13 protein-coding genes are annotated in these 25790 nt (G+C 64.4%); 4 read left to right on the top strand and 9 right to left on the bottom strand.

What is annotated here, in order from left to right; translation table 11 throughout:
* Positions 1 to 113: 113 nt before the first annotated feature.
* Together RSE12_18965 and RSE12_18960 are read right to left on the bottom strand one after the other, a co-directional pair.
* Entirely contained in the window at positions 114 to 13037 is a 12924-nt protein-coding gene (locus RSE12_18965; GenBank protein ID WRH62417.1) for a VCBS domain-containing protein, read from the bottom strand.
* A gap of 408 nt (positions 13038 to 13445) precedes the next feature.
* Positions 13446 to 14924 carry an NAD-dependent succinate-semialdehyde dehydrogenase gene (locus tag RSE12_18960; GenBank protein WRH62416.1) on the bottom strand — a complete coding sequence of 493 codons (1479 nt, stop codon included), beginning with the start codon at positions 14922 to 14924 and terminating at the stop codon, positions 13446 to 13448.
* Positions 14925 to 15049: 125 nt separating this feature from the next.
* Between RSE12_18960 and RSE12_18955 the strand changes: the two genes are divergently transcribed.
* Entirely contained in the window at positions 15050 to 15865 is an 816-nt protein-coding gene (locus RSE12_18955; GenBank protein ID WRH62415.1) for an alpha/beta hydrolase, read from the top strand.
* A 13-nt stretch (positions 15866 to 15878) separates the two neighbouring features.
* Here RSE12_18955 and RSE12_18950 read toward each other — a convergent pair whose 3' ends face one another.
* The 3 genes from RSE12_18950 to ubiA form a co-directional block, all read right to left on the bottom strand.
* The gene (locus RSE12_18950) at positions 15879 to 16208 is read right to left on the bottom strand and encodes a hypothetical protein (protein WRH62414.1); all 330 of its coding nucleotides are present in this window, start codon (positions 16206 to 16208) and stop codon (positions 15879 to 15881) included.
* A gap of 24 nt (positions 16209 to 16232) precedes the next feature.
* The gene (locus RSE12_18945; protein ID WRH62413.1) at positions 16233 to 18752 is read right to left on the bottom strand and encodes an OmpA family protein; all 2520 of its coding nucleotides are present in this window, start codon (positions 18750 to 18752) and stop codon (positions 16233 to 16235) included.
* 99 nt (positions 18753 to 18851) lie between these two features.
* Entirely contained in the window at positions 18852 to 19829 is a 978-nt protein-coding gene (gene ubiA, locus RSE12_18940) for a 4-hydroxybenzoate octaprenyltransferase (GenBank protein ID WRH62412.1), read from the bottom strand.
* Between the two features lie 12 nt (positions 19830 to 19841).
* Here ubiA and RSE12_18935 point away from each other — a divergent pair, with 12 nt between their 5' ends.
* The 3 genes from RSE12_18935 (at position 19842) to RSE12_18925 (ending at position 22573) form a co-directional block, all read left to right on the top strand.
* The gene (locus tag RSE12_18935; GenBank protein ID WRH62411.1) at positions 19842 to 20564 is read left to right on the top strand and encodes a 16S rRNA (uracil(1498)-N(3))-methyltransferase; all 723 of its coding nucleotides are present in this window, start codon (positions 19842 to 19844) and stop codon (positions 20562 to 20564) included.
* Positions 20561 to 21103 (top strand): hypothetical protein, encoded by a 543-nt coding sequence (locus tag RSE12_18930; GenBank protein WRH62410.1) that lies wholly within the window; start codon positions 20561 to 20563, stop codon positions 21101 to 21103. Before RSE12_18935 ends, RSE12_18930 begins: the two co-directional genes overlap by 4 nt.
* A 123-nt stretch (positions 21104 to 21226) precedes the next feature.
* Positions 21227 to 22573, top strand: a complete 1347-nt coding sequence (locus RSE12_18925) for a glutamate--cysteine ligase (GenBank protein WRH62409.1) — start codon at positions 21227 to 21229, stop codon at positions 22571 to 22573.
* Between the two features lie 211 nt (positions 22574 to 22784).
* Here the strand turns inward: RSE12_18925 and RSE12_18920 are convergent, their stop codons facing one another.
* From RSE12_18920 to RSE12_18905, 4 genes are all read right to left on the bottom strand, one after another.
* Entirely contained in the window at positions 22785 to 23126 is a 342-nt protein-coding gene (locus tag RSE12_18920) for a DUF805 domain-containing protein (GenBank protein ID WRH62408.1), read from the bottom strand.
* A 322-nt stretch (positions 23127 to 23448) separates the two neighbouring features.
* Positions 23449 to 24063 carry a glycerol-3-phosphate 1-O-acyltransferase PlsY gene (plsY, locus tag RSE12_18915; GenBank protein WRH64868.1) on the bottom strand — a complete coding sequence of 205 codons (615 nt, stop codon included), beginning with the start codon at positions 24061 to 24063 and terminating at the stop codon, positions 23449 to 23451.
* Between the two features lie 5 nt (positions 24064 to 24068).
* Positions 24069 to 25340 (bottom strand): dihydroorotase, encoded by a 1272-nt coding sequence (pyrC, locus tag RSE12_18910; protein ID WRH62407.1) that lies wholly within the window; start codon positions 25338 to 25340, stop codon positions 24069 to 24071.
* A complete protein-coding gene (locus tag RSE12_18905) occupies positions 25337 to 25720 on the bottom strand; it encodes a hypothetical protein (protein WRH62406.1) in 384 nt (127 codons plus the stop codon). The genes pyrC and RSE12_18905 overlap by 4 nt, the downstream gene beginning before the upstream one ends.
* Between the last annotated feature and the right edge of the window lie 70 nt (positions 25721 to 25790).

Below are 25790 nucleotides of genomic sequence, written 5' to 3'. Positions count from 1 at the left end.
AGTTCGTGATCCAAGGGTTTCCCCGCCTTGAATCACAAACTTGGCGGTTGAGTGCCTGCTGATCGGCGCAGTCGCAAATGTCTGACTGCGCCGTTCATGATGGTGTTCTTGTTTTAGAAAAGAAAGTCACCTGCGCTGAGCGATGCGATCGTGACACCATTCAGGGTGATCGTGTTTGTGCCATCGAAAATGACGGCGTTGCCTCCTTCTGTCCGCAGGTGGTTTGTTGTCAGATCAGTCCAGTCCTCGATGTTCGTGAGCGCGGACAGGTCTATGACCTCGCCGACTGCGGCTGTGTTGAAATCGGTAATCACATCTCTGCCGAAGTTGTTCGTGAACACGAATGTATCGCTTCCTGTTCCCCCTTCGAGCGTGTCATTCCCGGTACCGCCATCGAGCGTGTCATTGCCACCGCGTCCGTTCAGCCGGTCATCGCCACCCAAGCCGTTCAGGATGTTGGCCCCGGCGTTGCCTGTGATGGATTGGGCGAGGCTGTTGCCGATCAGGTTGATGGCCGCGGTGCCTGAATCATCCGTGGTGGCGAGATGTTCGATGTGAGCATCTGTGGCCAGACTGTACCGGACGCTTGTACGCACCGTGTCGGTTCCGTTTCCGGCGCCTTCCACGATCACGTCACCGGCGCCGTCGACGATATAGAGATCGTCTCCGGTTCCCCCTTCAAGCGTGTCGTTCCCGGTACCGCCATCAAGCGTGTCATTGCCTGCACCTGCGATCAGGCGGTCATTGCCGCCCAAGCCGTTGAGGAGGTTGGCCCCGGCGTTGCCTGTGATGGATTGGGCGAGGCCGTTGCCGGTCAGATTGATGGGCGTTGTTGCCGCTTGTGCAACTGTGGCCATGGTTTCGATGTTGTCATCCTCGGCCAGGGCGAAGCTGACCGAAGCGATCACGCGGTCAGCCGTTCCGTTGCCGGCGGTTTCGACGATGGCATCGTCGGCGTCATCGATGAAGTAGACATCGTTGCCCGCGCCGCCATGCAGCGTGTCGATCCCTGTCCCACCGGTAAGGCTGTCATTGCCAGCGCCGCCGAACAGGATGTCATTCCCGCCGCCGCCAAGCAGGTTATTCACCCCGGCATTGCCGGTGATGGTCTGGCTGAAGCCGTTGCCGATCAGGTTGATGGCCGCGGTACCGGCATCATCCGTGGTGGCGAGATGTTCGATGTGGGCGTTCGCACCGAGACTGTACCGGACGCTTGTACGCAACGTGTCGGTTCCGTTTCCGGCGCCTTCCACGATCACGTCCCCGGCGCCGTCGACGATATAGAGATCGTCTCCGGTTCCCCCTTCAAGCGTGTCGTTCCCGGTACCGCCATCGAGCGTGTCATTGCCTGCACCTGCGACCAGGCGGTCATTGCCGCCCAAGCCGCTGAGGGAGTCGTTTCCTGCATCGGAAACGATCAAGTTGTCCGCGGCGCTGCCGACTACGGTTTCCGACACCTCGTCAGCCAGATTGATGGTGATGACCCGCGTGGTCTGGGCACCGCCCTCATCTGTTACTCTGACCCTTACGGTGTAACTGGAGGCTTGTTCGAAATCCAGCAACAGCGGGTTGGCCACCACGATGTTGGAACCATCAAGCGCGAAGCGACCGCCGGCATCATCTTCCAGGAAGAAGCTGCTGTTGGCCGGATCCGAGTCGACATCTGCCACCTCAAGCACCGCTGCAACCGCCCCAAGGGCCGGATTCTCACGCAAGCCCGGGGTAACTGTGACCGATACGGCAGGCGCATCGTTGAAGGGCGTGACGGCCAGATCGAAACTCTCCGAAGCTGTCAGCCCGCCCGCATCGGTCGCCACCACCGTCACCGTAACGGTGCCGGTAAAGTCGGTCGGCGGCACGCCGGTAATCTGACCTGTGGAGCTGTTGATCGACAGCCACTGGGGCGATCCGACGGCAAGGCTGTAGGTCACGGTGTCATCGTCAACGTCGGCGAAGGTGCCCTCCGGTACGGTGTAGCTGTAGGGCGTATCTTCGTCGAGGAATTGGTCGGGCAGAATCCCGGTAAAGACCGGCGCGTCGTTCACCGCCGCGATGGCGATGTTGAAGGTGGACGTGGCCGTCAGGCCGCCGGCATCCGTCGCCACCACGGTCACGCTGACCGTGCCGTTGAAGTTGGCCGGCGGCGTGCCGCTGATGACACCCTCCGCGCTGATCGACAGCCATTCCGGTGCGCCAGCGCCGAGGCTGAGGGTCAGCGTCGCGTTGTCCACATCGGTGAAGGTTCCGGGCGGCACCGTGAAGGTGACGGCCGTGTCCTCGGTGCCCGCCTGATCGGCCAGCGGTGACGCCACGACCGGCGCGTCGTTCACCGCCGCGATGGCGATGTTGAAGGTGGACGTGGCCGTCAGGCCGCCGGCATCCGTCGCCACCACGGTCACGCTGACCGTGCCGTTGAAGTTGGCCGGCGGCGTGCCGCTGATGACACCCTCCGCGCTGATCGACAGCCATTCCGGTGCGCCAGCGCCGAGGCTGAGGGTCAGCGTCGCGTTGTCCACATCGGTGAAGGTTCCGGGCGGCACCGTGAAGGTGACGGCCGTGTCCTCGGTGCCCGCCTGATCGGCCAGCGGTGACGCCACGACCGGCGCGTCGTTCACCGCCGCGATGGCGATGTTGAAGGTGGACGTGGCCGTCAGGCCGCCCGCATCCGTTGCCACCACGGTCACGCTGACCGTGCCGTTGAAGTTGGCGGGCGGCGTGCCGCTGATGACACCCTCCGCGCTGATCGACAGCCATTCCGGTGTACCAGCGCCGAGGCTGAGGGTCAGCGTCGTGTTGTCCACATCGGTGAAGGTTCCGGGCGGCACCGTGAAGGTAAAGGCCGTGTCCTCGCTGCCCGCCTGATCGGCCAGCGGTGACGCCACGACCGGCGCGTCATTCACCGCCGCGATGGCGATGTTGAAGGTGGACGTGGCCGTCAGGCCGCCGGCATCCGTTGCCACCACGGTCACGCTGACCGTGCCGTTGAAGTTGGCCGGCGGCGTGCCGCTGATGACGCCTTCCGCGCTGATCGACAGCCATTCCGGCGTGCCAGCGCCGAGGCTGAGGGTCAGCGTCGCGTTGTCCACATCGGTGAAGGTTCCGGGCGGCACCGTGAAGGTAAAGGCCGTGTCCTCGCTGCCCGCCTGATCGGCCAGCGGTGACGCCACGACCGGCGCGTCATTCACCGCCGCGATGGCGATGTTGAAGGTGGACGTGGCCGTCAGGCCGCCGGCATCCGTTGCCACCACGGTCACGCTGACCGTGCCGTTGAAGTTGGCCGGCGGCGTGCCGCTGATGACGCCTTCCGCGCTGATCGACAGCCATTCCGGCGTGCCAGCGCCGAGGCTGAGGGTCAGCGTCGCGTTGTCCACATCGGTGAAGGTTCCGGGCGGCACCGTGAAGGTGACGGCCGTGTCCTCGCTGCCCGCCTGATCGGCCAGCGGTGACGCCACGACCGGCGCGTCATTCACCGCCGCGATGGCGATGTTGAAGGTGGACGTGGCCGTCAGGCCGCCGGCATCCGTTGCCACCACGGTCACGCTGACCGTGCCGTTGAAGTTGGCGGGCGGCGTGCCGCTGATGACGCCTTCCGCGCTGATCGACAGCCATTCCGGTGTACCAGCGCCGAGGCTGAGGGTCAGCGTCGTGTTGTCCACATCGGTGAAGGTTCCGGGCGGCACCGTGAAGGTAAAGGCCGTGTCCTCGGTGCCCGCCTGATCGGCCAGCGGTGACGCCACGACCGGCGCGTCATTCACCGCCGCGATGGCGATGTTGACGGTGGACGTGGCCGTCAGGCCGCCCGCATCCGTCGCCACCACGGTCACGCTGACCGTGCCGTTGAAGTTGGCCGGCGGCGTGCCGCTGATGACACCCTCCGCGTTGATCGACAGCCATTCCGGCGTGCCAGCGCCGAGGCTGAGGGTCAGCGTCGCGTTGTCCACATCGGTGAAGGTTCCGGGCGGCACCGTGAAGGTGACGGCCGTGTCCTCGGTGCCCGCCTGATCGGCCAGCGGTGACGCCACGACCGGCGCGTCATTCACAGGGGTGACGGTGACATTGACCGTGCCGGTTGCCGTGGCGCCATTTGCATCCGTCACTGTGTAGGAGAAAGAGGCCGGTCCGCTGAAGTTTGGCGTCGGCGTAAAGATAACATTGTTGCCATCGATCCGGACCGAGCCGCCCGATCCCGCCGATACGGCGGTGATCGTGAGGATATCCCCGAGGGGGGTATCGGCATCCTCATCATTGCCGAGCAGTGCCGAAAGCGGAATCGTGAGCGTCCCGTCTTCGGCGATTGTCGCGCTGTCTGTCCCTGCGGTGGGCGTGTCATTCAGGACAGCAGCAATGGCTACCGCCGGACCATCGCCGAAGCGTATGGATTCGATCCCCGTCGCGCGGACGGAGTCGCCGTTTGCGGCAGTGAAAGTGTAGGCTCCGCCGGCAAAGCTGATGTCGTAGTCGGCCCAGTTGCCTGCCAGAACGAGGGTGTCGTTGCCCGATCCGCCTTCGGCGATATCCGACCCACCATCGGCATGGATCATGTCATCTCCGGATCCACCGACCATGCTGTCATCGCCAAGACCGCCAAAGATCACATCATTACCAGATGCCCCGGACAGCGTGTCATCGCCGCTCAGACCGATCAGGCTGTCAGCCGTTCCTGTGCCGGTCAGGTTGTCGTCGATGTCGTCAAATCCGGTGAAAACCTCATTGCGGCCCGTCACGGTGACAGTGATGGTCTGATCCCGGCTGACACCTTGGCTGTCGGTCACGCGCAGGGTGAAGGTTTCGGTTCGTGTCTGCCCTGTGGTGAGTGCCTGCGTCGTGGCAAGGCTATCGTCCAAGGTGTAGGTCCAAACCGCTCCGGAAAGGGTCAGATTGCCGAAAGTGCCTGCCGCTGCGCCAACGATAGACCAAGCCAGCGTGTCGCCGGTATCTGGATCGGTCGCCACAAGGGTGCCGGTGGCGGTGACTGGCGTTGCAGGGGGCGTTGTTCCGGTTCCGGTTTCCGTCACGCTGCCGGTGACGGTGGAGGTGGTGGAAATGACCGGCGCGTCATTGGTGCCGTTGATGCGGACGGTTACCACCTGTTGAGCTGTGCCTCCTTGTCCATCGGAAACAATGGCGGTGAACTGCTCGGTGATCGTATCGTTTTCCGACAGAGACTCTGCGACAGCCGGGTTCAGAGTGAAGGTCCAGCTGCCGTTCGGATTGAGTGTGAAGGTACCGTAGGCAGAGGTGGACGTGGTGGACCATGTCAGGCCTGCAGTCTCACCCTCGTCGGCATCGGAGGCGGTGAGTTGGCCACTGGCTGTAAGGGCCCCCGCAACGGCACCATCCGACTGTTCACCCTGGTCTTCCACGATGCCAAGGTTGGCACCGTCGGCCGTTGTCACCACGGGCGCGTCATTCGTACCGGTGATGGTGATGGCGACCGTCGTTGTCGTGCCATCGGCGGTGGTGAAGGTCAGCGTGTCGGTGACCGTTTCGCCTGCCGACAAGGCCTGAACCGTTTCGTTCTGGTTGTTGAGGGTATAGGACCATTCCCCTGCGGCATTGGTCGAATAGGTGCCGAAGCTGGCAGCGGTGCCGGTCTGCGGCTGGAAGGTGGCCTCGCCGTCATCCACATCCGTCACCCCGAGGGTGCCGGAGGCGGAAAGGTCCGACTCCTCAGTCAGGCTGCGGTCACCTGCCGTCTGTCCGGTGATAACAGGCGCGTCATTCGTACCGGTGATGGTTATGGCGACCGTCGTTGTCGTGCCATCGGCGGTGGTGAAGGTCAGCGTGTCGGTGATCGTTTCGCCCGCCGACAGGGCCTGAACCGTTTCGTTCTGGTTGTTGAGGGTATAGGACCATTCCCCTGCGGCATTGATCGAATAGGTGCCGAAGCTGGCAGCGGTGCCGGTCTGCGGCTGGAAGGTGGCCTCACCGTCATCCACATCCGTCACCCCGAGGGTGCCGGAGGCGGAAAGGTCCGACTCCTCGGTCACGCTGCGGTCGCCTGCCGTCTGTCCGGTGATGACAGGCGCGTCATTCGTACCGGTGATGGTGATGGCGACCGTCGTTGTCGTGCCATCGGCGGCGGTGAAGGTCAGCGTGTCGGTGATCGTTTCGCCCGCCGAAAGGGCCTGAACCGTTTCGTTCTGGTTGTTGAGGGAATAGGACCATTCCCCTGCGGCATTGATCGAATAGGTGCCATAGGTCGCGGCTTGATTGGTCAGCACCCGGAACAGGGCTTCGCCCGCGTCGAGATCCATGATTTGCAGCGTGCCGCTAGCAACTGAATCGGTTCCCTCGGTCACGCTACGATCGCCGGTGTCCTGACCGGTGATGACAGGCAGGTCGTTCGTGCCGGTGATCGTGATGGTGACGTTCTGCGTGGCGCTGTTCGTGGCCGTGTCGCCGGAATCGTCTGTCGCGGTGATGCGGTAGGTCACGGTCAGCGTCTGGCCAGCGCCGAGGAATTCAACCATCGTTGAGAGGAGAGAGAAGTTCCAGGTCACTGCTCCGCTGTTCGCGGCTGCGGCCGTCCCAGCGCCCGACAGCGTGAAGGCGTTCGCAAGCGCAGCTTCCAGTTCGGCTTGCTGGCCGGCGGGAAGGGTGCCCCCGCTCCAGCCAACGTTTTGGAAGGCATGGGTGACGCTGACGAGATCGGTCGTATCGAGATCGTCAAAGCTGATGCTGCCGCTGTCGGTCATCGAAGCAAGCAAATCGCCTTCGGTCGTGCTGCCCGTCACATCGGTGGCCGTGATGACCGGGCGGTCATTGGTGCCCGTCAGGGTGATGGTGATGGGTTGCAGCAGGATGCCGCCCGCCGCCTGATCCAGCACGCGGATGGTGAAGGTTTCTGTCAGCGTTTCGCCAGCCCCGAGTTGCTGAAGGTTGAGATTGGCCGGATCGATGCGATAGGTCCAAGTCACCTCTTTGGTGCCGGTCGCCGCATCCACGATCCTGTTGATCTGCGTGAGCGTACCGCCGAATTGGCTGGCGCCGTTGAGCACCCCGAGATGGTTCAATATCTGAACAGGGTTCGCGGCAAGGTCGGGATCGGTAAAGCGGAAGGAACCGGTCGCCTCCAGACTTTCGGGCGAGGGCGAGGTTTGTTCCTCCACCTCGGTCCGTTCGGTCACAGTGCCGGTGCGGGCGCCACCTTCGAGCAACGCGACACCGTCATTCGCGCCAGTCAGGTTGATGGTCACGTTCTGGCTCGCCGTGCCACCGTTGCCGTCATTCAATGTGACGGTGAAGGTCAGGGTCGCCGTCTGCGCCGCCCGCAGGAAATCCAGCGCGGCAGGGGTGGGTGCGAAAGACCAGTTGATCGTTCCGGTGTTGGTGGCCCCATCCGACAGCGAAAGGCTGAATGCGCTGATCAGGGCATTGGCCGCCGTCAGTTGTTCGGCGTTGAGGCTGGATCCTGTCACGGCCAATGCGGCGGTCAGTGTCGCCCCTGTCGAGGCGCTGCCGTCCGAGCCGGGCCGATCTGCCGCATCCGGATCGGCAAAGGCGATTGTCCCGCTTAACGTGGTCGGAACGTTGTCGCCATCGGGCGCACCATCGGGGCCTTCGGTCATGCTGCCGGTAACGATGCCGGGCGTCAGGACGGGTCCGTCATTGCTGCCTTCGATATGCAGGGTCAGAGTGGCGCTGCTGGTGGCACCGGATCCGTCTTGCATCACATAGGTGAAGACATCGGTGACACGCTGGCCTGCTGCCAGAGCCTGGGTATCGGCGTCGGCGTTGTTCAGCGTGTAAGACCAGCTGCCATCGGGGTTGATCAACAAGGTCCCGTAGGTGCCGATCACGGTGATACCGGTGTTCGTGACGGCGTCGGTCGGCACAGCCGTCCCCGCTCCAGCAAGGGTGACCTGCTGGGTGTCGCCTTGGTCAAGTTCGATATCATTGGTCAGGACGTTGCCGTTGGCCGTAGGTTGACCGGCCAATGCGGGTTCGTCCCCTGCTTCTTTCAGGATCGTGCCTGCCTCTTGCGATGAGGCATCCGCCACGGCGATGGGTCCGTCATTGGACCCGGTGATGGTGATGGTCAGGGGCTGCGTCTGTGACGCGCCCGTGCCATCGTTGACGCTGACGGGGAAACTGATCGTCAGAGTCTGCCCTGCCCGCAGGAAATTGAGGTCGGCCGTGCCGGAATAGATCCACGAGATGGATTGCGGCGTGCCGGCATCCGAGTTTGGCGTGCCGGTGAAGGTCAAGACGCCCGCGCCGATCAAGCCAGCCGCGACGTCCGGAGGCAGGGAGATGGGTTCTCCGTTCATAAGAACCACAGGCGTGCCGTGGCTGGCGGTCAGGGTATCATTCTGGTCGACGTCTGAGACAGTGATCGTCCCGTTGACGCTGATCGCCTGCGCGGCGGCATCCACGGCTTCGGCCACGGCTTCGATGTTGGAGACGCTTGTCACTGCAGGCAGGTCATTCGTGCCTGTGACGTTGATCGAGAGGGTCTGGCCTCGTGTCGCCCCGTTTTCATCGCTCGTGATGAGGGTGAAGGTATCCGTCCCATTCGCCCCGTCGTCCAGCGCCTGCGTGGCGGCAAAATCGTTGCGCAGCGCATAGCTCCACGCGCCGTTGCTGCTGATCGTAAGCACGCCGTATGTACCGATGATCTGCGTGTCAGTCCCGACCTCTGCAGAGCTTGCGCCACCAGGGAGCTCTACCGCGGTCACGCTCAGCACCGCGTCCTGATCCGGATCGCTGTCATTCGTCAGCACATTGCCGTTGACGCTTGACGTGCCAGCCGTGGCACTGCCCGCTTCGGTCACCGCGCCGGTGTCGTTGGCCAGAATCGGGGCATCATTCGTGCCCAGGAAGGTGATGGTCAGATTCTGCGGAGCAGATTGCGCCGTCCCGTCCGACACGCGGATCGGGAAGGTGACGGTCAGCCTGTCGCCGTTGTTCAGGAAATCGAGGTTCAGGTCATTGGCGGTGAAGGTCCAGCCGATGGTCAGGCCCCCGGCGCCGGAGTTGGAGTTCACCGTCCCACTGGCCGAAAACGCCGCGGACAGTGCCTCGGCAAGACCGGCAGGCAGGGGATTGCTGCTGCCCGTCAGCGCCACCACTGGGGTGCCCACGACGATGGAGAGCGTGTCGTTTGCATCGACATCCGACACGTCGAAGCTGCCGGAGAGCGAGATGTCCTGTGCGGCGGCGGCGGCATCCTCGACAACATCAGCCGGCGCTGTGACTGCCCCGAGCACCGGGCCGTCATTCGCCCCGTTCACCGTGATGGTCAGTCTGCTGATGGCCGTCGCCTCTGCGCGATCGGTAATGGTGTAGTTGAAAACCTCGGTCCCGTTGCTGCCTTCGTCCAGCGCCTGCGTGGCCGCGCGGGTGTTATCCAGCACATAGGTATATGTGCCGTTTGCCCTCAGGTAGAGCGTGCCATAGGTGCCGTTGATTACGGCGTAATCCACGGTTTCCGCACCGGGGGCCGTCTGATCGAAGGTCAGCAAGCTTTGGGCGTCTGTGCCATGGCTGCCTCGGTTCACGGCGAGAAGTGGGTCATCGGTGGTGTCAATATCTACCCAGTTCGCGCCGTCTGCACCGGCAAGGGTGCCCGTGATGCTGGCCGTACCGGCGGAAGTGCCATCTTCGGTTACCGCGCCCTCTGACTCCATGGTGATGGTCGGGGCGTCGTTCGTGCCGGTGACGGTGACGGTGATGGTCCGCCCTGCGCCCGTGGTGGTTGCGTTGTTCTGGTCCGTGACGTTGAACTGATAGGTGATCGTGAGTGTCTGCCCTACGGCAAGGAAGTCGAAGGCGCTGTCAGGTGCCTGGAAGGTCCAGTTGATCTGACCGCCGTTGCCCGCAGAGGTAAAGGCCAGCGACGATGTCATGAAGCTGAGGAAATTGATCCCCGAAGGAATCGTGACGCCGGAAGAGGCTGTTGTGGTCACGCTTTGCGCGACTGTGTGACCGGTGTTGTTCAGGTCCAGATCCGTGAAGGCGATGGCGTAGGTGGCGTTCGATTCACCAACAGTCCCAGAGACCGCGTTGTCGACGGCGACAACCCGATGCTGGCCGTCGATCAGCGTTCCCGTCAGGTCGTTGTCCGTGCCTATGACGGAACCGTCTCCACGGGTGATTGCCTGCCCTTCCGTGATATAGACGCCCCATGCCTCGGTGCCGGTCGGCGTGTCATTGGTGCCGGTGAAGGTGATGACCACCGGCTGCACCACCGAACCGCCCGCCCCGTCGGTGACGGTGATGTTGAAGGTCACCGTCAGGGTTTCGCCCGCTGCGAGGAAGTTCAGGTTGATGTTGCTGGTGGTGTTCGCGTCAAAGCGCCACGTCACCTGGCCCGAGGGGTTGATATCCGCGGTGAAGGCATTTGTGATCGCGGTGCGGGCGCTGTTTGCAAGGACGCTGGTCGTGAGGTCGCCCCCACTCCAGGCGAAAGTCGGCCCTGCGTTGGTTTCAGCCCAGACTGTGCCGGTATCAAGATCAGTGACTGTAAAGCTGCCGGACAGATCTGCATCGCGGAGGTTGAATTGCCCGGTGCCCGCAGGCTCGGTCAGCGCGCCGGTTGTGATGCCGCCAGCGGTGACGGTCGGCGCGTCGTTGCTGCCAGCGATCGTGACGGTCACGGTCGTCAGGGTATTGTCAATTGTCACCACGGGGAAGATGCGCAGGACAGATGCGCCACCGGCAAGCGCTTGGGTCGCAGGACGAGAATTGTCGATCGTGTAGGTCCAGACCCCTGCCTCGGTCAGGGTGAAGGTGCCGTAATCATCGTTTACGGTCTGCGCGATCCAGGAGTTTGGCGTGTTGTCCACGTCCGCAGCGGTGAGCGTGCCGGTGACTGTCGGGATGCCGGCGTCGGCGTTGTTCAACCCGCCCGCCTCCTGCACCGTGCCCGTCGTGGAGCCGGAGATGACCGCGTCGTCGTTGGTGCCGGTGATGGTGATGTTGATCCGCTGTTCGGTGCCACCTGTGGTGGTGACGGTGATCGTGTCGGTGAGTGGGTCGCTTTCGTTGTTCAGCGCCTGCACCGCCGGAAGATTGTTATTCAGCGTATAGGTCCATTGCCCGTTGGCGAGCATGGTGAAGGTGCCGTAAGTCGTGACTTGGCTACTGATCGGGGTCCATGCGTCGTCGGCATCGTCGGAATCGGCGTCGGTATGGTTCAAGTCGCCGCTGATCTGGCCCGCGACGGCGTTGGAGTCCTCTGCGTTCGCGACACCACCCGCTTCGTCAATCGTGCCCGAGATGTCGCCCGTCACCTCTGCTGCGTCATCCGCGCCGGTGATGGTGATGGTGATGGCATGCTCCGTCCCATCCCCGGACCGGACGCGGATCGTATCGGTCAACGTGTCGCCAACCGCGCTCAGCGCCTGCACCGCCGCATTGGTCTGGTCGGTGGTGTAGGTCCACGCGCCATTTGCGCCAATCACCAGGGTGCCATATTGGCCGGTAAGGGTGGCTGGCTGCCAGACGTCGTTGGCGTTGTCGACATCGGTATGGTCGATGTCACCCGTGACCGAGGGCGTTTCGTTGGTGCCGTTCAGCACGCCACCCGCTTCGGACAGCTGGCCGCTGCTGCCCACTGAAACGGAGGCGTCATTTGCCCCATTGATCGTAAAGGTCAGAGTCTGGGCGGTTCCGCCCGTGGTAAAGACAGTTGCCGTGTCGGTCAGCGTCTGCCCTTCACGCAGAGCCTGAACGGCGGGATTGGTGTTGTCGAGCGTGTAGGTCCATCTGCCGTCCGCTCCGACGGTCAAACGGCCGTACGAGGTGCGGCCGTCGGTAACAGGCGTCCATGCGTCATCGACATCCGCGTTGTCACGGTCGGTGTGGTTCAGGTCGCCTGAAACTGTCGGTGTGCCGGCGGTATCCGCAGCTTCGACAACCGTGCCCGAGATATCGCCCGTGACCTCGGCGGTATCATTCGCGCCGCTCAGGAAGAAGGTTAGGGTGTTGGTGACCGCGTCGCTTCGGCCATCGGTGACAGACAACGTGAACAATTCTGTCGCGCTTTCGCCAGTAGACAACCCTTGGACCGCAACGCTGTTGGGCACGAACCTGTAGGCGCCCGTCGCGGTGTTCAGATAAAGGGTGCCAAAGATGCCGGCTGTCTGGACATCGAAACCGGCTTCGCTGCTTGGGCTTGACCCATTCAGCCCGTATGTCAGCGTATCGGTGCCATCTGCGTCTGTCGCCACCAATGTGCCGGTGGAGGTAGCGAAGATGTCATTGTCTGCCGTATCCGTCCGCGAAAACGATACGGGGGCAAGCGTCGGGATGTCATTCGTCCCGGTGATGGTGATGGCCAAGGTCTGCGTCGCCGTGCCGCCCTGCCCATCAGAAAGGGCAAGCGTGTAGGTGAGCGTCAGTTCTTCGCCCTGAGCGAGATACTGGAACTGCGCCGAGTTGGCCGAGAAGGTATACCCGATCTGGCCCGCGGACGGGGCAGTAGGGGTGCCTGTGGTTGTGCTGACCGTCGTGGAAAGCATGGCGATCAGCGCGGCGTTGTCCGACGCCAAGCCGTTGGTGATACCCGATGCATTAACGGTGACGGAAGAAAGCGTGTGCGTGTCGGTGATGTCTGCGTCGGTGAAGGCGAGCGTCGATGTCACCGTGATCGCGGTGTCATCCTCGCCGAAAGCGTGGTTCGGCGCGGCCGACGAAATGATGGGGGCATCATTGGTGCCCGTGACGGTAATGGTGATGGGTTGGGTAAAGGAGTTGCCGTCAAGATCGAACACCTCGATCTGATAGACCTGCTGCAGGGTTTGTCCCGCTGCAAGGTATTGCACCACTGCGGTATTGACGCTGTAGGACCATTGGATGGTGCCGGTGGTATCGCCACCCTGACCTGTTGCATCATCAAGGAGTACGGCGTTGAACGTGCCGATGGCGTTTGCAGGCGCCGTCACAAGCGGGAACTGTGAATCAGCATCTCCTGGGCTGTTCATGCCCTGATCGGTGAAAGTGAAGGTCTGCGGCGCGATCTGCAGAAGGGAAGCGGCGTCTTCAGTCAGTTGGCCGACAATCGTACCCGAAGAAAAGATGGGAGCGTTCACAATAGGTCTCCATAAAGCACTCGTTAATTGCTCTGACCTGATGAAAACGCAGCCGAAGACACAGAGCGGGAATGTCCCTGCCCAGCCTTTGACGCTCGAGTCCCCACCCGGATCGAACTAGGGATAAGGAACCGAAAAGGCGGCTCACCTGTCAATCCAAAATTGATTTTTCATCAACCAATGGAAGAATTGTTTCGACTTTCGGATGGGTTAGCGCAGAGCAAAAAAAACCCTGCCAAGGCAGGATAGGCGCGATGTCCTCAGCCGAACGCGCCGCGGCACAGGATACCTGATTCGATTCAGGACCGAGGCTGGGGTCACTGCCCGCAAGGGGAGAGATGGAAGGAAGGGGTGCGTCTGATGGGCCGGGGTGGGTGCGCCGCAGGGTCAAGCCCTGCGGCGACGGCGTCACACCGACAGGCAGATGTATTTCATTTCCAGATAGTCTTCCATGCCGTGATGGCTGCCCTCGCGGCCAAGGCCGGATTGCTTGACCCCGCCGAAGGGGGCGACCTCGGTGGAAATCAGGCCGGTGTTCACGCCGACCATGCCGTATTCCAGCGCCTCTTGCACGCGGGTGATGCGGCCGATGTCGCGGGCGTAGAAGTATGAGGCAAGGCCGAAGATCGTGGCATTGGCCAGTTCGATGACCTCTTCCTCGGTGTCGAATTTGAACAGGGGGGCGAGGGGGCCGAAGGTTTCCTCATTCGTCACCAGCATATCGGTGGTCACGCCCGTCAGGATGGTAGGCTGGAAGAACGACCCGCCCAGTTCGTGCCGCTTGCCGCCGGTTTCCACCTTGGCGCCTTTGGACAGGGCGTCGGCGATGTGTTCCTCGACCTTGACCACGGCCTTGTCGTTGATCAGCGGGCCGAAGGTCACGTCTTCCGACAGGCCATCGCCGACCTTGGTCTTGGCGACCGCCTCACCCAGTTTCTTGGCGAAAGCGTCATAGACGCCCGCCTGCACATAGATGCGATTGGCGCAGACGCAGGTCTGGCCGTTGTTGCGGAATTTGGACACCATGGCACCCGCCACGGCGGCATCCAGATCGGCATCATCGAACACGATGAAAGGCGCGTTGCCGCCCAATTCCATCGAGCATTTCATCACCTGTTCGGCGGCCTGCCGCAGCAGGATGCGGCCCACCTCGGTTGATCCGGTGAAGGTCAGTTTCCGCACGGCGTGGTTTTCGCAGAATTCCTTGCCGATGTCGGAAGACCGGATGGAGGTGATGACCGAGAAGATGCCCGCAGGCAGACCCGCGCGTTCGCCCAGCAGGGCCATGGCCAGCGCCGACAGCGGCGTTTCCGCAGCAGGGCGGGCGACAAAGCCGCAGCCAGCGGCAAGGGCAGGGCCTACCTTGCGGGCGATCATGGCGTTGGGGAAGTTCCACGGCGTGATGGAGCCCACAACCCCGATGGGCTGCTTGATCACGGTGATGCGCTTGTCGCGCTGATGGCCGGGGATGGTTTCGCCGTAGACGCGTTTTGCCTCTTCGCCGAACCATTCGATAAAGGACGCGCCATAGGCGATTTCGCCCTTGGCTTCGGCCAGTGGCTTGCCCATTTCGGCGGTGAGGATTTTTCCAAGGTCATCCTGATTGACCATCATCAGGTCGTACCATTTGCGCATGACGGCGGCGCGTTCCTTGCCGGTGCGGGCAGCCCAGTCCTTCATCGCCTTTTGTGCGGCGTCGATGGCGCGGGCGGTTTCGGCCCGGCCAAGGTTGGGCAGGTGGCAGATCACATCGCCGCGCGCCGGGTTTGTCACTTCAAAGGTGGTGCCATCATCGGCGTCGATCCATTGGCCGGCGACATAGGCCTTGGTGACCAGAAGCGTCGGGTCTTTCAGAAGCGACGCGAGATTGGTGACGGAATCGAGCATAGGGGCCTCCGGCTTTTCGGGTTAAGGATGGATGCATCCGCGAGGGGGGGCTTGTCCAGTTCCGGCGGGGAAATATTGCCCCAAGGGCGCGATTTTTGATCAAATTGACGGAAACGGAAGCAGGGATGGCGGAAACAGAGCAGGCGGCGATGGACCTCGCTTATGCCAACGGGGCCTTCATCGCGGGGGCCGAGACCTATCCGCCGCAGTGGGAGGCCGAAGCGGCGGCGTTTCGCGATTCGTTGGGGGCGCGGGCGCGGCTGGACTTGGCCTATGGCGGCGGTGCGCGGCAGCGGCTGGATCTGTTCCTGCCCGAAGGGGTGGCGCGGGGCGTGCTGGTCTTTGTGCATGGCGGATACTGGATGGCCTTTGGACGCGAGACGTGGTCGCATCTGGCGGCAGGCGCGGTGGCGCGGGGCTGGGCCTGTGCGATGCCATCCTACACGCTGGCACCCGAGGCGCGGATTGCCGACATGACGGCCGAGGTGGCGCGCGCCTGCGCCGTGGTGGCAGGCATGGTAGAGGGGCCGCTGGTGGTGACGGGCCATTCCGCGGGCGGGCATCTGGCGGCGCGGATGGGCTGCGCGGGTATGGCGGTGCCCGGGCTGGCGCGGGTGGTGCCGATCTCGCCCCTTGCCGAGCTTGCGCCGCTGATGGGCACGGGGATGAACGAAAAGCTGCGGCTGGACGGGCCGGAATGTGCAGCCGAAAGCCCGGCGCGGCTGGGCCTGCAACCGGGCGTGGGCGCGCAGGTCTGGGTGGGCGGGCAGGAGCGGCCGGCCTTTCTGTGGCAGGCGCGGACGCTGTCAGAGGCGTGGGATTGCGGCTGGACGGTCGATCCGGGCAAGCATCATTTCGATGTGATCGACGGGCTGGCAGACCCGGCCTCGCCCTTGATCGGGGCCTGTCTGGACGGGCTGCGCTGGGACAAGCTGCATTGACGCAGGTGCCGCGTCAGTTGGCGGCGTGCATCCGTTCGATATAGGCGCGCATCTCTTCGGCCTCGTGTCGGGCGTCGCGCAGGCCTTCCATCGCGGCGCGCAATTCGGCCTCGGTCTGGGCGATCTGGTTCATCAGTTCGGCTTCGCGTTCCTCAAGGTAGAACAACGCCTGATCGCGGGCCTCTTCTGCCTCGTGCAGGGATTGGGCGAGGTTGTCCATTTCGGCCACGTCGCCACCTGCCACGCGGGTGAAGCGGTGCAGAAGCCAGTACGTGAACCAGCCAAGGGCGAAAGCCAGCAAAAGGATGATGGCAGTCGCGGTGATGAATTCCTGGCGGTTCATGGGGCCCTAGTCTGTTCGCTGTCCTTAACCGTTATTCGCGGGACGGGCGGTTGGACGCAAGGTCTTTTCCTGCGGTGCGACAGAGGGGCTGGTGTCGTTCGAGAAATCGGGCGGTCCCGCGGCGGGTGTGGCGGTGGCGGGCGCGGCGGTTGCCGCGGTGGCCGCGGCTGCGGGTGCAGGGGTGGCGGCAGCGGTTGGGGCGGGGGTGCCGATCAGGGTGAATTCGATCCGGCGGTTGGCTTCGCGTCCATCCTCGGTGTCATTGTCGGCGATGGGTTTGGTTTCGCCATAGCCCACGGCCTTGAGCGTGGAGACATCGACGCCAGTTCCCAACAGGGCCACCAGCACGGCTTTGGCACGATCTTCGGACAGCGTCAGGTTGTTGCGCTCGGTGCCTTGGGAATCGGTGTGGCCCGCCACTTCGATCGGGACGCCCGGGCATTGTTGCAGCAAGGCGGAAAGCGCCTCGATCAACGGGATCGAGACATCGGAAATCTCGTCCGAGCCGGGATCGAAGGTGATCTTGTCCTTGGCGAGAAGGGCCGTGATGTTGGCCACACAGCCCGCGCCGTCGGCGGGCGGGGAAAGCGCGGCGATGGTGGTGCCGTCACCGGCGGCGGCGGCGGGCGTGTCCGCCTCTGCGGCCGCTGTGACGGCAGGCGCAGGGGCCGCCCCGATCAGCGTAAACTCGATCCGGCGGTTGGCATCGCGGCCTGCTTCGGTTTCATTGTCGGCGATGGGGCGGCTTTCGCCATAGCCCACGGCGCGCATTTCCGACACCTCGACCCGGCGGCCTTGCAGCGCCAGAAGCACCGCCTCGGCCCGGGCCTGCGACAGGGCGCGGTTGCCATCTTCGGACCCTTGGGAATCGGTGTGACCGGCAATTTCCAGCGGCATCGCGGCGCATTCGTTCAGCGCATCGGCGAGGCGGGTCATCAACTGGCCCGTGGCGGCGTCAATCTCGGCCGAGCCGGGCGGGAAGGTGATCTTTTGCTGGGCCAGCAGCCCATCAATCGTGGCAAGGCATTCCTGCGGCGTGGGCAGGGCGGCAAGGGGATCGCGCTCTTCGTCATAGGTGACAGAGACCTTGAAGCCCTGACCCTGCCCCAGCTTGCCGGAAAGGATCTGGCTGATCCGGTCCCGCGCGTTCAGCGATCCGGTGATGCCCGACACTTCGACCGTATCTTCGCGCACCAGAAGGGCGCCTTCGTCAAGCTCGGCCAGCGCTTCCATCCCGGCCAGAACGCGGACTGGCCAGCCATCGGGAAGTTCGGAATCAAGCCGCGTCGCGTTATAGACATTGCCCGCGCCAAATTCGGCCTGCGCGACGCTGTCGACGGCGGCACGTTGCAGATCATCGGTCAGGCGGCCGCGCAGATCGACCTTGCCTTCGGGCGACAGGGTGGCGGTAAACTCGGCCGGGCCAGCGGCGGCGGCGGTGGCCGGTTTGGGCAGGGTGGCATCCAGCGAAAAGACCTGCGGCAGGGCGGCCTTCAGTTCCCCTACGGCGCGGTCAAAGCTGGCTTGATCCGAGCCTTCGGCGGCAACAAGCGAGATATCGGCATCGGAAAACGTCACGGTGCCCTGCCCGATGGCGGCAATGGCGCGGATGGCGGCTTCGGCGGCATCGGCCCAGCGGGGGCTGGGCACGCCAAGGCCCACGGTGCAGGTGGCCTTGCCCTCAACCCCGGCGGTGACAGCGGCGGCGAGGATGCGGGCGCGTGCGGCCTCGGTATCGGCCGAGCAGGCATCAAAGCGCGCGCCTTCGGCATCCTTGACGAAACGCAGAGTGAAGGGCGTGATCACGGGCCGAGGGGCCGAGATGTTGATGGCCAACGCCATGCCTTCGGGGCGCAGGCGGGCGAGTTCGCTTTCCAGCGTGCGTTTTTCGGCATCGCTGGTGGCGATGGCCGTGACTTCGACCCCATCAGCTGCGACGGAAATCTTGGACCGGGGCAACAGCTTCAGCGCGGCCAGACCGAAATCAAAAGCGGGTTGCCAAGTTTCGGGTGCGTCATAGGCGGCGGTTTCCAGCATGTCGGCCACCGGAATGCCGCGCGCCAGTTCGGTGGCGGCGGCGGCGAGGGTGGCTTCGCCTTCGCCTTCGGGCAGCAGACCGATCAGCTGAATGCCATCATCGTTGCGCAGCATTTCGATGGAAAAGCGGGGCGCTTCGATCTTGTTCGCGGGGGTAACCTCAAGCTCATCACGGACACGCCCGCTGTCGATCACCGATCCCGCGATGTTGACGGCGCGGAAACGGGCAGCCTCATTCGGGGCGGTGCCTTGCAGGGTGACCAACATGCCATCGGCACTGGCCTGCACCCAGGTGATCCCTTCATTCGCCATGGCCCAATTGATCGCCTTGACCGAGCGGCGTTCGATCACTGCCGATGCCGTATAGGCGATGAACAGCGCAAACAGCCCCGCCACGGCAAATGCGGCCAGTGCAATCGCCCCTTGGGGCAGGCGCAGGCGGCGCAGGGCGGCGAGGTTGAAATTGGTCTTGCGCAGATCGGGCAGGCGCAGCTTTGGCAGGCGCATCGGGCAGCTTTCCTTGGGGCAGTCGGCGCGCGGCGGGAATCCCCGTCAGGGATTCCCCGCGCACCGGATGTGCTTACGGCGCGGGGGGCAAAGGTTCAATCAAACCAGCGCGGCGGCGGCAAGAAACAGCGCAGGGATCAGGCCCGTATCGCGGTTGGACCGGAACAGGATCAGGCATCCCGCCGGGTCGTCGATATTCAGGCGGCGCAGTTGGGTGAACATGTGCAGCCCCATCGCCCAGACGCCCGCCAGCGCGGCCAGCAGGGGCCAGGGGCTGGACAGTGGCAGAAGGGCGGTGATGGCGGCGGCGGCCATCAGGATAACCGTGGCAATCAGGAACCCCGCCAGCCAGCGCGGGGTGTTTTCGGCAAACAGCCGCGCGGTGGAGCGGACGCCGATCAGGGCGTCATCCTCGCGGTCCTGATGGGCGTAGATCGTGTCGTAGAACAACGTCCAGACAAAGCCTGCGGCATAGAGGAACAGGGGGGCCGCGCTCAGGCTGCCGGAATGCGCGGCCCAGAGCAGCAGCGCGCCCCAGTTGAAGGCGAGCCCCAGAAACGCCTGCGGCCACCAAGTGAAGCGTTTGGCAAAGGGGTAGATGGCCACAAGGCCAAGCGAGCCGATGCCCAGCGCGATGGCCAGCGGGTGATAGGTGAACAGGATGGCGGCGGCGATCAGCGCCTGCGCAGCCATCCAGACCAGCGCCTGTTTCACGCTGACCTGACCCGAGGGGATGGGCCGCGACCGCGTGCGCGCCACGGCGCCGTCGATGTGGCGGTCGGTGATGTCATTCCAAGTACAGCCCGCGCCGCGCATCAGAAACGCCCCAATGCCGGAGGAGGCGGCAAGCCAAAGGTCGCCCAAGGTAAATCCGCCCGTGCTGGCAGCGGCCAGCGCGATGGCCCAAAGGCAAGGTAGCCACAACAGCCAGGTGCCGATGGGCCTATCTGCGCGCGACAGGCGCAGATAGGGGCGGGTGGCGGCGGGGGCGAGGGTATCCACCCAGTTGCCGCGCGGGGCATCGGCCACGGTTCCGCCCGGAAGGGGTGCCTCTGGCATTCGGGGCGGTTGGGTCATAGGGTGCGTGCCATGGAAGCGAAGGTTCGTCTCTTTGTAGATCAGCCCCTCGGGCAGGGGCAAGCCGTGGCCCTGAGCGCGGATCAGGCGCATTACCTGTTTGCGGTGATGCGGCTGGCCAAGGGGGCCATGGTCGCGTTGTTCAATGGCCGCGATGGCGAATGGCGGGCCGAGGTGGTAGAGGCAGGCAAACGCGGCGGCGTGCTGGTTTGTGACAGCCAGACCAAGGGCTTGCAGATGCCGCCCGACCTGTGGCTGCTGTTTGCGCCGATCAAGAAGGCGCGCACGGATTTCATCGTGGAAAAGGCCGCCGAAATGGGCGTGCGGCGGATCGTCCCGGTGCAGACGCGGCATACCAATTCCGAACGTATCCGGCAGGATCGGCTGCAGGCCCATGCGGTAGAGGCGGCCGAGCAATGCGGCGGGACTTTCGTGCCAGAGGTGGCAGACCTTGTGGCGCTGGACCGGCTATTGACCGGGTGGCCTGCGGATCGGCGCATCCTGTGGTGCGATGAGGGGATGGTGGGCGCGCGCGTGGCGCTGGAGGGGCTGGAGCCGGGGCCGTGGGCCATCCTGATCGGGCCGGAGGGCGGGTTTTCCGATGGCGAGGCCGCCAAGCTGCGGGCGATGCCGCAGGTGGTGGCTGTCAGCCTTGGACCGCGCATCCTGCGGGCGGATACCGCGGCGGTGGCGGCTCTGGCGCTGTGGCAATCGGTGCTGGGGGATTGGCGGTGATCCGGCCGGATCTGCGCGCCGACCTGTGGCGCTGGCGCGAGGTGATCGGGGCGGGCGCGGTGGTGGCGCTGGGTCTGTGGATTGCATGGCCGGGCGGGTGGGTGCTGGTGCCTGTCGGGTTGCTGGTGGCCGCGCTGGGCGCGGGGCTGGCGGTTCAGGGTTGGCGACGCCTGCGCTTTGCACAGGGCAGCGATGCGCCTGGCGTGGTGGCGGTGGATGAGGGCCAGATTTCCTATATGGGGCCGCAGCTTGGCGGCTTCGTCAGCGTGCCCGAACTGGAGGAGTTGCGCCTGATCACGCTGCGCGGGCGGCGGCTGTGGCGGCTGCGACAGGTGGATGGGCAGGTGCTGCTGATCCCTGTCGATGCGGCGGGGGCGGATGGGCTGTTCGATGTCTTTGCCACCCTACCGGGCATGGATATGGCGGCGCTGTTGGCGGCGCTGGCACCGCAGGGCGATGGCAGCGGGCGCGGGCTGGTGACGGGCGAGCAGATGGTGGTGATCTGGCGGCGCGCGGGGCGGGGCATGGCGCGGGCGTGATCCGTGCTTCTTGCCACCCCATGCCCGCCACCTTTGGCCCCCCACCTTCGGCCACTTGACTTGCCCCGTCAGGCAAAGCACGAGTCGGGGCCTTGAAGCAGATACGAAGCGGAGCCGTTGCCTATGTCCATTCCCCAATCCGGCGGCGGCCTGATCGAAAGCTTTGACCAACTGGCTGCCTTCATGGAATCGGGCAACAAGCCCAAGGCCGATTGGCGCATCGGGACCGAGCATGAAAAGTTTGGCTGGCTGACCGATACGCACCAGCCGCTGCCCTATGATGGTGAACGTTCCATTAACGCCCTGTTCGCAGGGCTGGAGGCGCAGTTTGGGTGGGCGCCAGTGCGCGAGGGCGCGAATGTTATCGGTTTGACACGGAACGGGGCGAATATCAGCCTTGAGCCTGGCGGGCAGTTCGAGCTTTCGGGAGCGGCCTTTGCAAGCGTGACGGATACCGATGCCGAGTTGAGAAACCATCTCGACGAAGTGCGCACACTGGCCGAACCGCTGGGCATCCGCTTCATGGGGATCGGTGCCGCGCCGGACTGGCGGCATGAGGATATGCCGGTGATGCCCAAGGGGCGCTATCGGCTGATGACGGATTACATGGGCAAGGTGGGCACCCATGGCACGCAGATGATGTACCGCACCTCGACGGTGCAGGTGAATCTGGACTATGCCTCTGAAGCGGACATGGTGCAGAAGATGCGCGTGTCGCTGGCGCTGCAACCAGTGGCGACGGCGCTGTTTGCGTCATCGCCCTTCTTTGAGGGCAAGCCCAACGGGCACCGCTCATGGCGGTCGCGAATCTGGCGTGATCTGGATGCGTCGCGCACGGGGATGTTGCCGTTTGCCTTTGAAGACGGGTTCGGGTTCCAGCGCTATGTCGATTGGGTGCTGGATGTACCGATGTATTTTGTCTATCGCGATGGCAAGTATATCAATGCCTTGGGTCAATCCTTCCGCGATTTCCTGAAGGGCGAGCTGCCTGCGCTGCCGGGCGAGAAGCCCACGCTTTCGGATTGGGCGGATCACATGACGACGGTGTTCCCCGAAGCGCGGGTGAAGCGCTACATTGAAATGCGCGGGGCCGATTGCGGGGATGTGCCGCATATCGTGGCGCTGCCGGCTTTCTGGGTGGGGCTGATGTATGACCAGACCGCGCTGGATGCGGCCTGGGATCTGGTGAAGGGATTCGATGCCGAGACGCGCGAAGCGTTGCGTGTGGCGGCATCGGTGGACGGAATCGCGGGCCGCGTGGGCGCGGTGAAGATCGCCGATCTGGCGCGGGCGGCGGTGGCCCTGTCCCATGCGGGGCTGGCCGGGCGGGGCCTGGGCGAAGAACGCTATCTGGAGCCGCTGGTGGCGACGCTGGAAAGCGGGCAGACGCAGGCGGATCGCTGGCTGTCGCTGTATCACGGCGATTGGGGCGGGGATCTGAGCCGGATTTATCAGGCTGCGAGTCTTTAAGCCGGAAGAGCTGTGCCGCTGACGGTGCAGACGCCTGTGCAGACAGATGTGCATACGCATGCCGGGCGATGGGCCGTGAAGCCATGTAGACGCCGCGCGCGTGGTCAATGGGCGGCGACTTCCCCGCTTTGAGCCGGGACCGGGTGTTGTGCGCCTTTCGCCATAAGGGAAGACGCCCCGGGTCAAGCCCGGGGCGCGGGGTTTGCCTGTGTCAGGCTGTCAGCGGGTCCGCGCCAAAGCGGTTGGCCCCGGTCTGGCCACGGCTGGCGAAGAAGACGATCAGCACGATCAGCCCGATCACCGGGATGAAGCCGATCAGCAGCCACCAGCCGGACCGGTCGGTGTCATGCAACCGCCGTGCGCCGACGGCGAGTGACGGCAGCAGCGTGGCCAGCGACCAGATCCCCCCCAGAAGGCCGGGGTTGATCAGGTTCAGGACCACCGCGATGATGAAGCTGAAAAGGACAAACCACCAATATTCCGCCCGCCGCGCGCGGCCCTCGAAAGTGGCATATTTGGAAAAGACGGCCTTTACGGCCTCGATCATGTTCATTCCGGTTCCCTCGTTAAAGTTTTTGGCCTGCGCATCGCATTTCCGGATGGCGGCAGCGAAGACTTACGCAGGTTGGGTTTTCGATCAACCGGGATTTCAGGGGGTCGGCCCGCGAACTTTGGCCAGTGATCTTTGGCCAGCGAACTTCGCGCGGTGATCTTGCGGAGCGGCGTGCCGCCGCATTCCTTTTGCGTCGTCGGCGCCTGCGCGCCTCCTCCGGGTGAAGGGGGCGGTGGCCCCCTTTGTCCGCGCGTGCCGCGCGGCCATTCACCCCCACGGGTATTTGAGCCAAGATGAAAAGGGCAGGGTCGTGTTGGCGCGCTCAAGCCGGTTTCTTTTTGCCGATCTTCGGTTCCGTCCCTTCGCCCAGGCGGCGGATGTTGGAGGCGTGGCGGATCCAGACGAGCACGGCCAGCAGGAGGGTCAGGATGACCGCCTCGGAATAGCCCGCAAAGGCCAGAAAGCCGGGGGTGAAGGCCGAAGCCGCAAGCGCGGAGACCGAAGAGATGCGGCTGATCGCGGCGGCGATGACCCAGGTGGCGCAGGCCATCAGACCGACGGGCCAAGCCAGTGCCAGCAGGATGCCCAGGAAGGTGGCCACGCCCTTGCCGCCCCGGAACCCCAGCCAGACCGGGAAGAGATGGCCGAGGAAGGAGGCAAGCGCGGCGAGTTGCGCGGCATCTTCGCCCACCATGGCGCGGGCGATCAGCACCGCGATCCCGCCCTTGGCGGCGTCAAGGATCAGCGTGGCGGCGGCGGCGGGTTTATTGCCGGTGCGCAGCACATTGGTGGCCCCGATATTGCCCGATCCGATCTGGCGCAAGTCGCCAAGCCCCATCATGCGCGTGATCACCACGCCAAAGGGGATGGAGCCCAGCAGATAGGCGAAGCCGCCCGTCAGGGCCAGCGCGAGGGGGGCAGAGGTGATGTCGGGCAGAAAGATCATGCGCTGTACACCTGGGTTCCGTTAACGAAAGTGGCCAGCACCTTACCTTCCATCCGCTGGCCGTCAAACGGGGTATTCTTGGATTTCGACCGTAGCTTGAAACGGTCCATCAGGAAGGGGGCATCGGGATCGAAGAGCACCAGATCACCCGGCGCGCCGGGCGCCATGCGCCCCTGCGGCAGGCCGAGGCGTTTGGCCGGGTTCAGCGCCATGGCGCGGAACAGGGTGGGCAGGTCCAGATGGCCCGCGTGATAGAGGCGCATCGCGGCGGGGAGGATGGTTTCCAGCGCCACCGCGCCGGGGGCGGCTTCCTCGAACGGGAGGCGCTTGGATTCCTCATCCGCCGGGGTGTGGAGCGAGGCGATGCAGTCGATGGTGCCATTCGCCACTGCCTCGACCATGGCAAGGCGGTCTTCCTCGGATCGCAGGGGGGGCGTGAACTTGAAGAAGGTGCGATAATCGCCGAGGTCGATCTCGTTCAGCGTCAGATGATGGATCGAGGTGCCGGCGGTGACATCCAGCCCTGCCGCCTTGGCGCGGGTCAGGGCGGGCAAGCTCTGGGCAGTGGTGATCTGATCGGCGTGGTAGCGCACGCCTGTCATTTCGACCAGCGCGAGGTCGCGGTCGAGCCCCATGCGTTCGGCGATGGGCGATACGGCGGGCAGGCCGCGCAGCGAGGCGAACTTGCCCGAAGTGGCGGCGGCCCCGTGCGACAGGCCCGGTTCCTGCGGGTGGCCGATCACCAGCGCGCCGAGGGACCGGGCATAGGTGAAGGCGCGCGACAGGACCTTGGCATTGGACGTCACGGCGAAGGCATCGGTAAAGGCGATGGCGCCTGCGTCGAGAAGGAAGCCGATTTCCGTCATTTCGCGCCCTTCGCGCCCTTTGGTCAGGGCGGCCATGTGGCGGATGCGGACGGGGCTGGCTTCGGCCGCGCGGCGGGTGACGAATTCCAGCGTTTCGGGCGTGTCGATGGCGGGGGTGGTGTCGGGGCGGGCGATGATGGTGGTTACACCGCCTGCGGCCGCGGCGAGGCCGGCGGAGCGGAAGGATTCGCGGTGGCGTTCGCCGGGTTCGCCGATCTTCACCCCGATATCCACGATGCCGGGGGCGAGGTGGTGACCGGCGCAGTCGATCTCTGTCGCGCCCTTGGGTTTGGGGCCGTTGATCGCGGCGATCACGCCTTTGGACAGGGTGACAGAGCCTTGGGTGATGGTCCCGGCCTCGGGGTCGATGATGCGGGCGTTGGTGAGGTGGAGCGTGGTCATGTGTTGGGTCCGGGCTGGATCGCGCGCGCGGCGGCGGCGGGATCGGGAAGGTATCGGATCAGATGCTTGTCGCCCGACGCGGTGATGACCTGTACCGCGCCAAGCAGGCTGCGGGTCTGGGTGATCTGGGAGCGGGGGATGGAGCGGCCAGCGGGGCCGGTCAGGTGGGTGTCGGTCAGGGTCCAGACCTCGGCCATCGCTTCGGATTTCACGTAAGCTGCGCGGATGCCGATGGCGAGTGCGGCGCCAAGAGGGCCGACCCAAGGGGCGGGGTTGCCAAGCGCCACGAGGACGAGGCCCGCGACGATGCCGCCCGCCAGTGCCATGATGCCATGGGCGCGCCAGTAGGTGGCAGGGTCGGGGCGGAAGTCGGTGGTCATGCCATCACGACGAAGGCGATGGTGAACAGCGCAAGGAAGATCAGCACAAGGGCGGCCACCTTGCCGCCGG

It is taken from the genome of Fuscovulum sp. (assembly GCA_035192965.1).
In the GTDB taxonomy this organism is placed as follows: domain Bacteria; phylum Pseudomonadota; class Alphaproteobacteria; order Rhodobacterales; family Rhodobacteraceae; genus Paragemmobacter.
The sequence above is the reverse complement of the archived record's forward strand: the minus strand, read 5'-3'. Positions and strand labels throughout refer to the sequence as shown.

Excerpts from the sequence above, each read along its gene's own strand:
- pyrC (WRH62407.1), bottom strand. The coding sequence starts at position 25,340 with ATGACCACGCTCCACCTCACCAACGCCCGCATCATCGACCCCGAGGCC.
- RSE12_18935 (WRH62411.1), top strand. The coding sequence starts at position 19,842 with ATGGAAGCGAAGGTTCGTCTCTTTGTAGATCAGCCCCTCGGGCAGGGG.
- RSE12_18960 (WRH62416.1), bottom strand. The coding sequence starts at position 14,924 with ATGCTCGATTCCGTCACCAATCTCGCGTCGCTTCTGAAAGACCCGACG.
- ubiA (WRH62412.1), bottom strand. The coding sequence starts at position 19,829 with ATGACCCAACCGCCCCGAATGCCAGAGGCACCCCTTCCGGGCGGAACC.
- RSE12_18925 (WRH62409.1), top strand. The coding sequence starts at position 21,227 with ATGTCCATTCCCCAATCCGGCGGCGGCCTGATCGAAAGCTTTGACCAA.
- RSE12_18920 (WRH62408.1), bottom strand. The coding sequence starts at position 23,126 with ATGAACATGATCGAGGCCGTAAAGGCCGTCTTTTCCAAATATGCCACT.
- RSE12_18955 (WRH62415.1), top strand. The coding sequence starts at position 15,050 with ATGGCGGAAACAGAGCAGGCGGCGATGGACCTCGCTTATGCCAACGGG.
- RSE12_18950 (WRH62414.1), bottom strand. The coding sequence starts at position 16,208 with ATGAACCGCCAGGAATTCATCACCGCGACTGCCATCATCCTTTTGCTG.
- RSE12_18945 (WRH62413.1), bottom strand. The coding sequence starts at position 18,752 with ATGCGCCTGCCAAAGCTGCGCCTGCCCGATCTGCGCAAGACCAATTTC.
- RSE12_18905 (WRH62406.1), bottom strand. The coding sequence starts at position 25,720 with ATGACCACCGACTTCCGCCCCGACCCTGCCACCTACTGGCGCGCCCAT.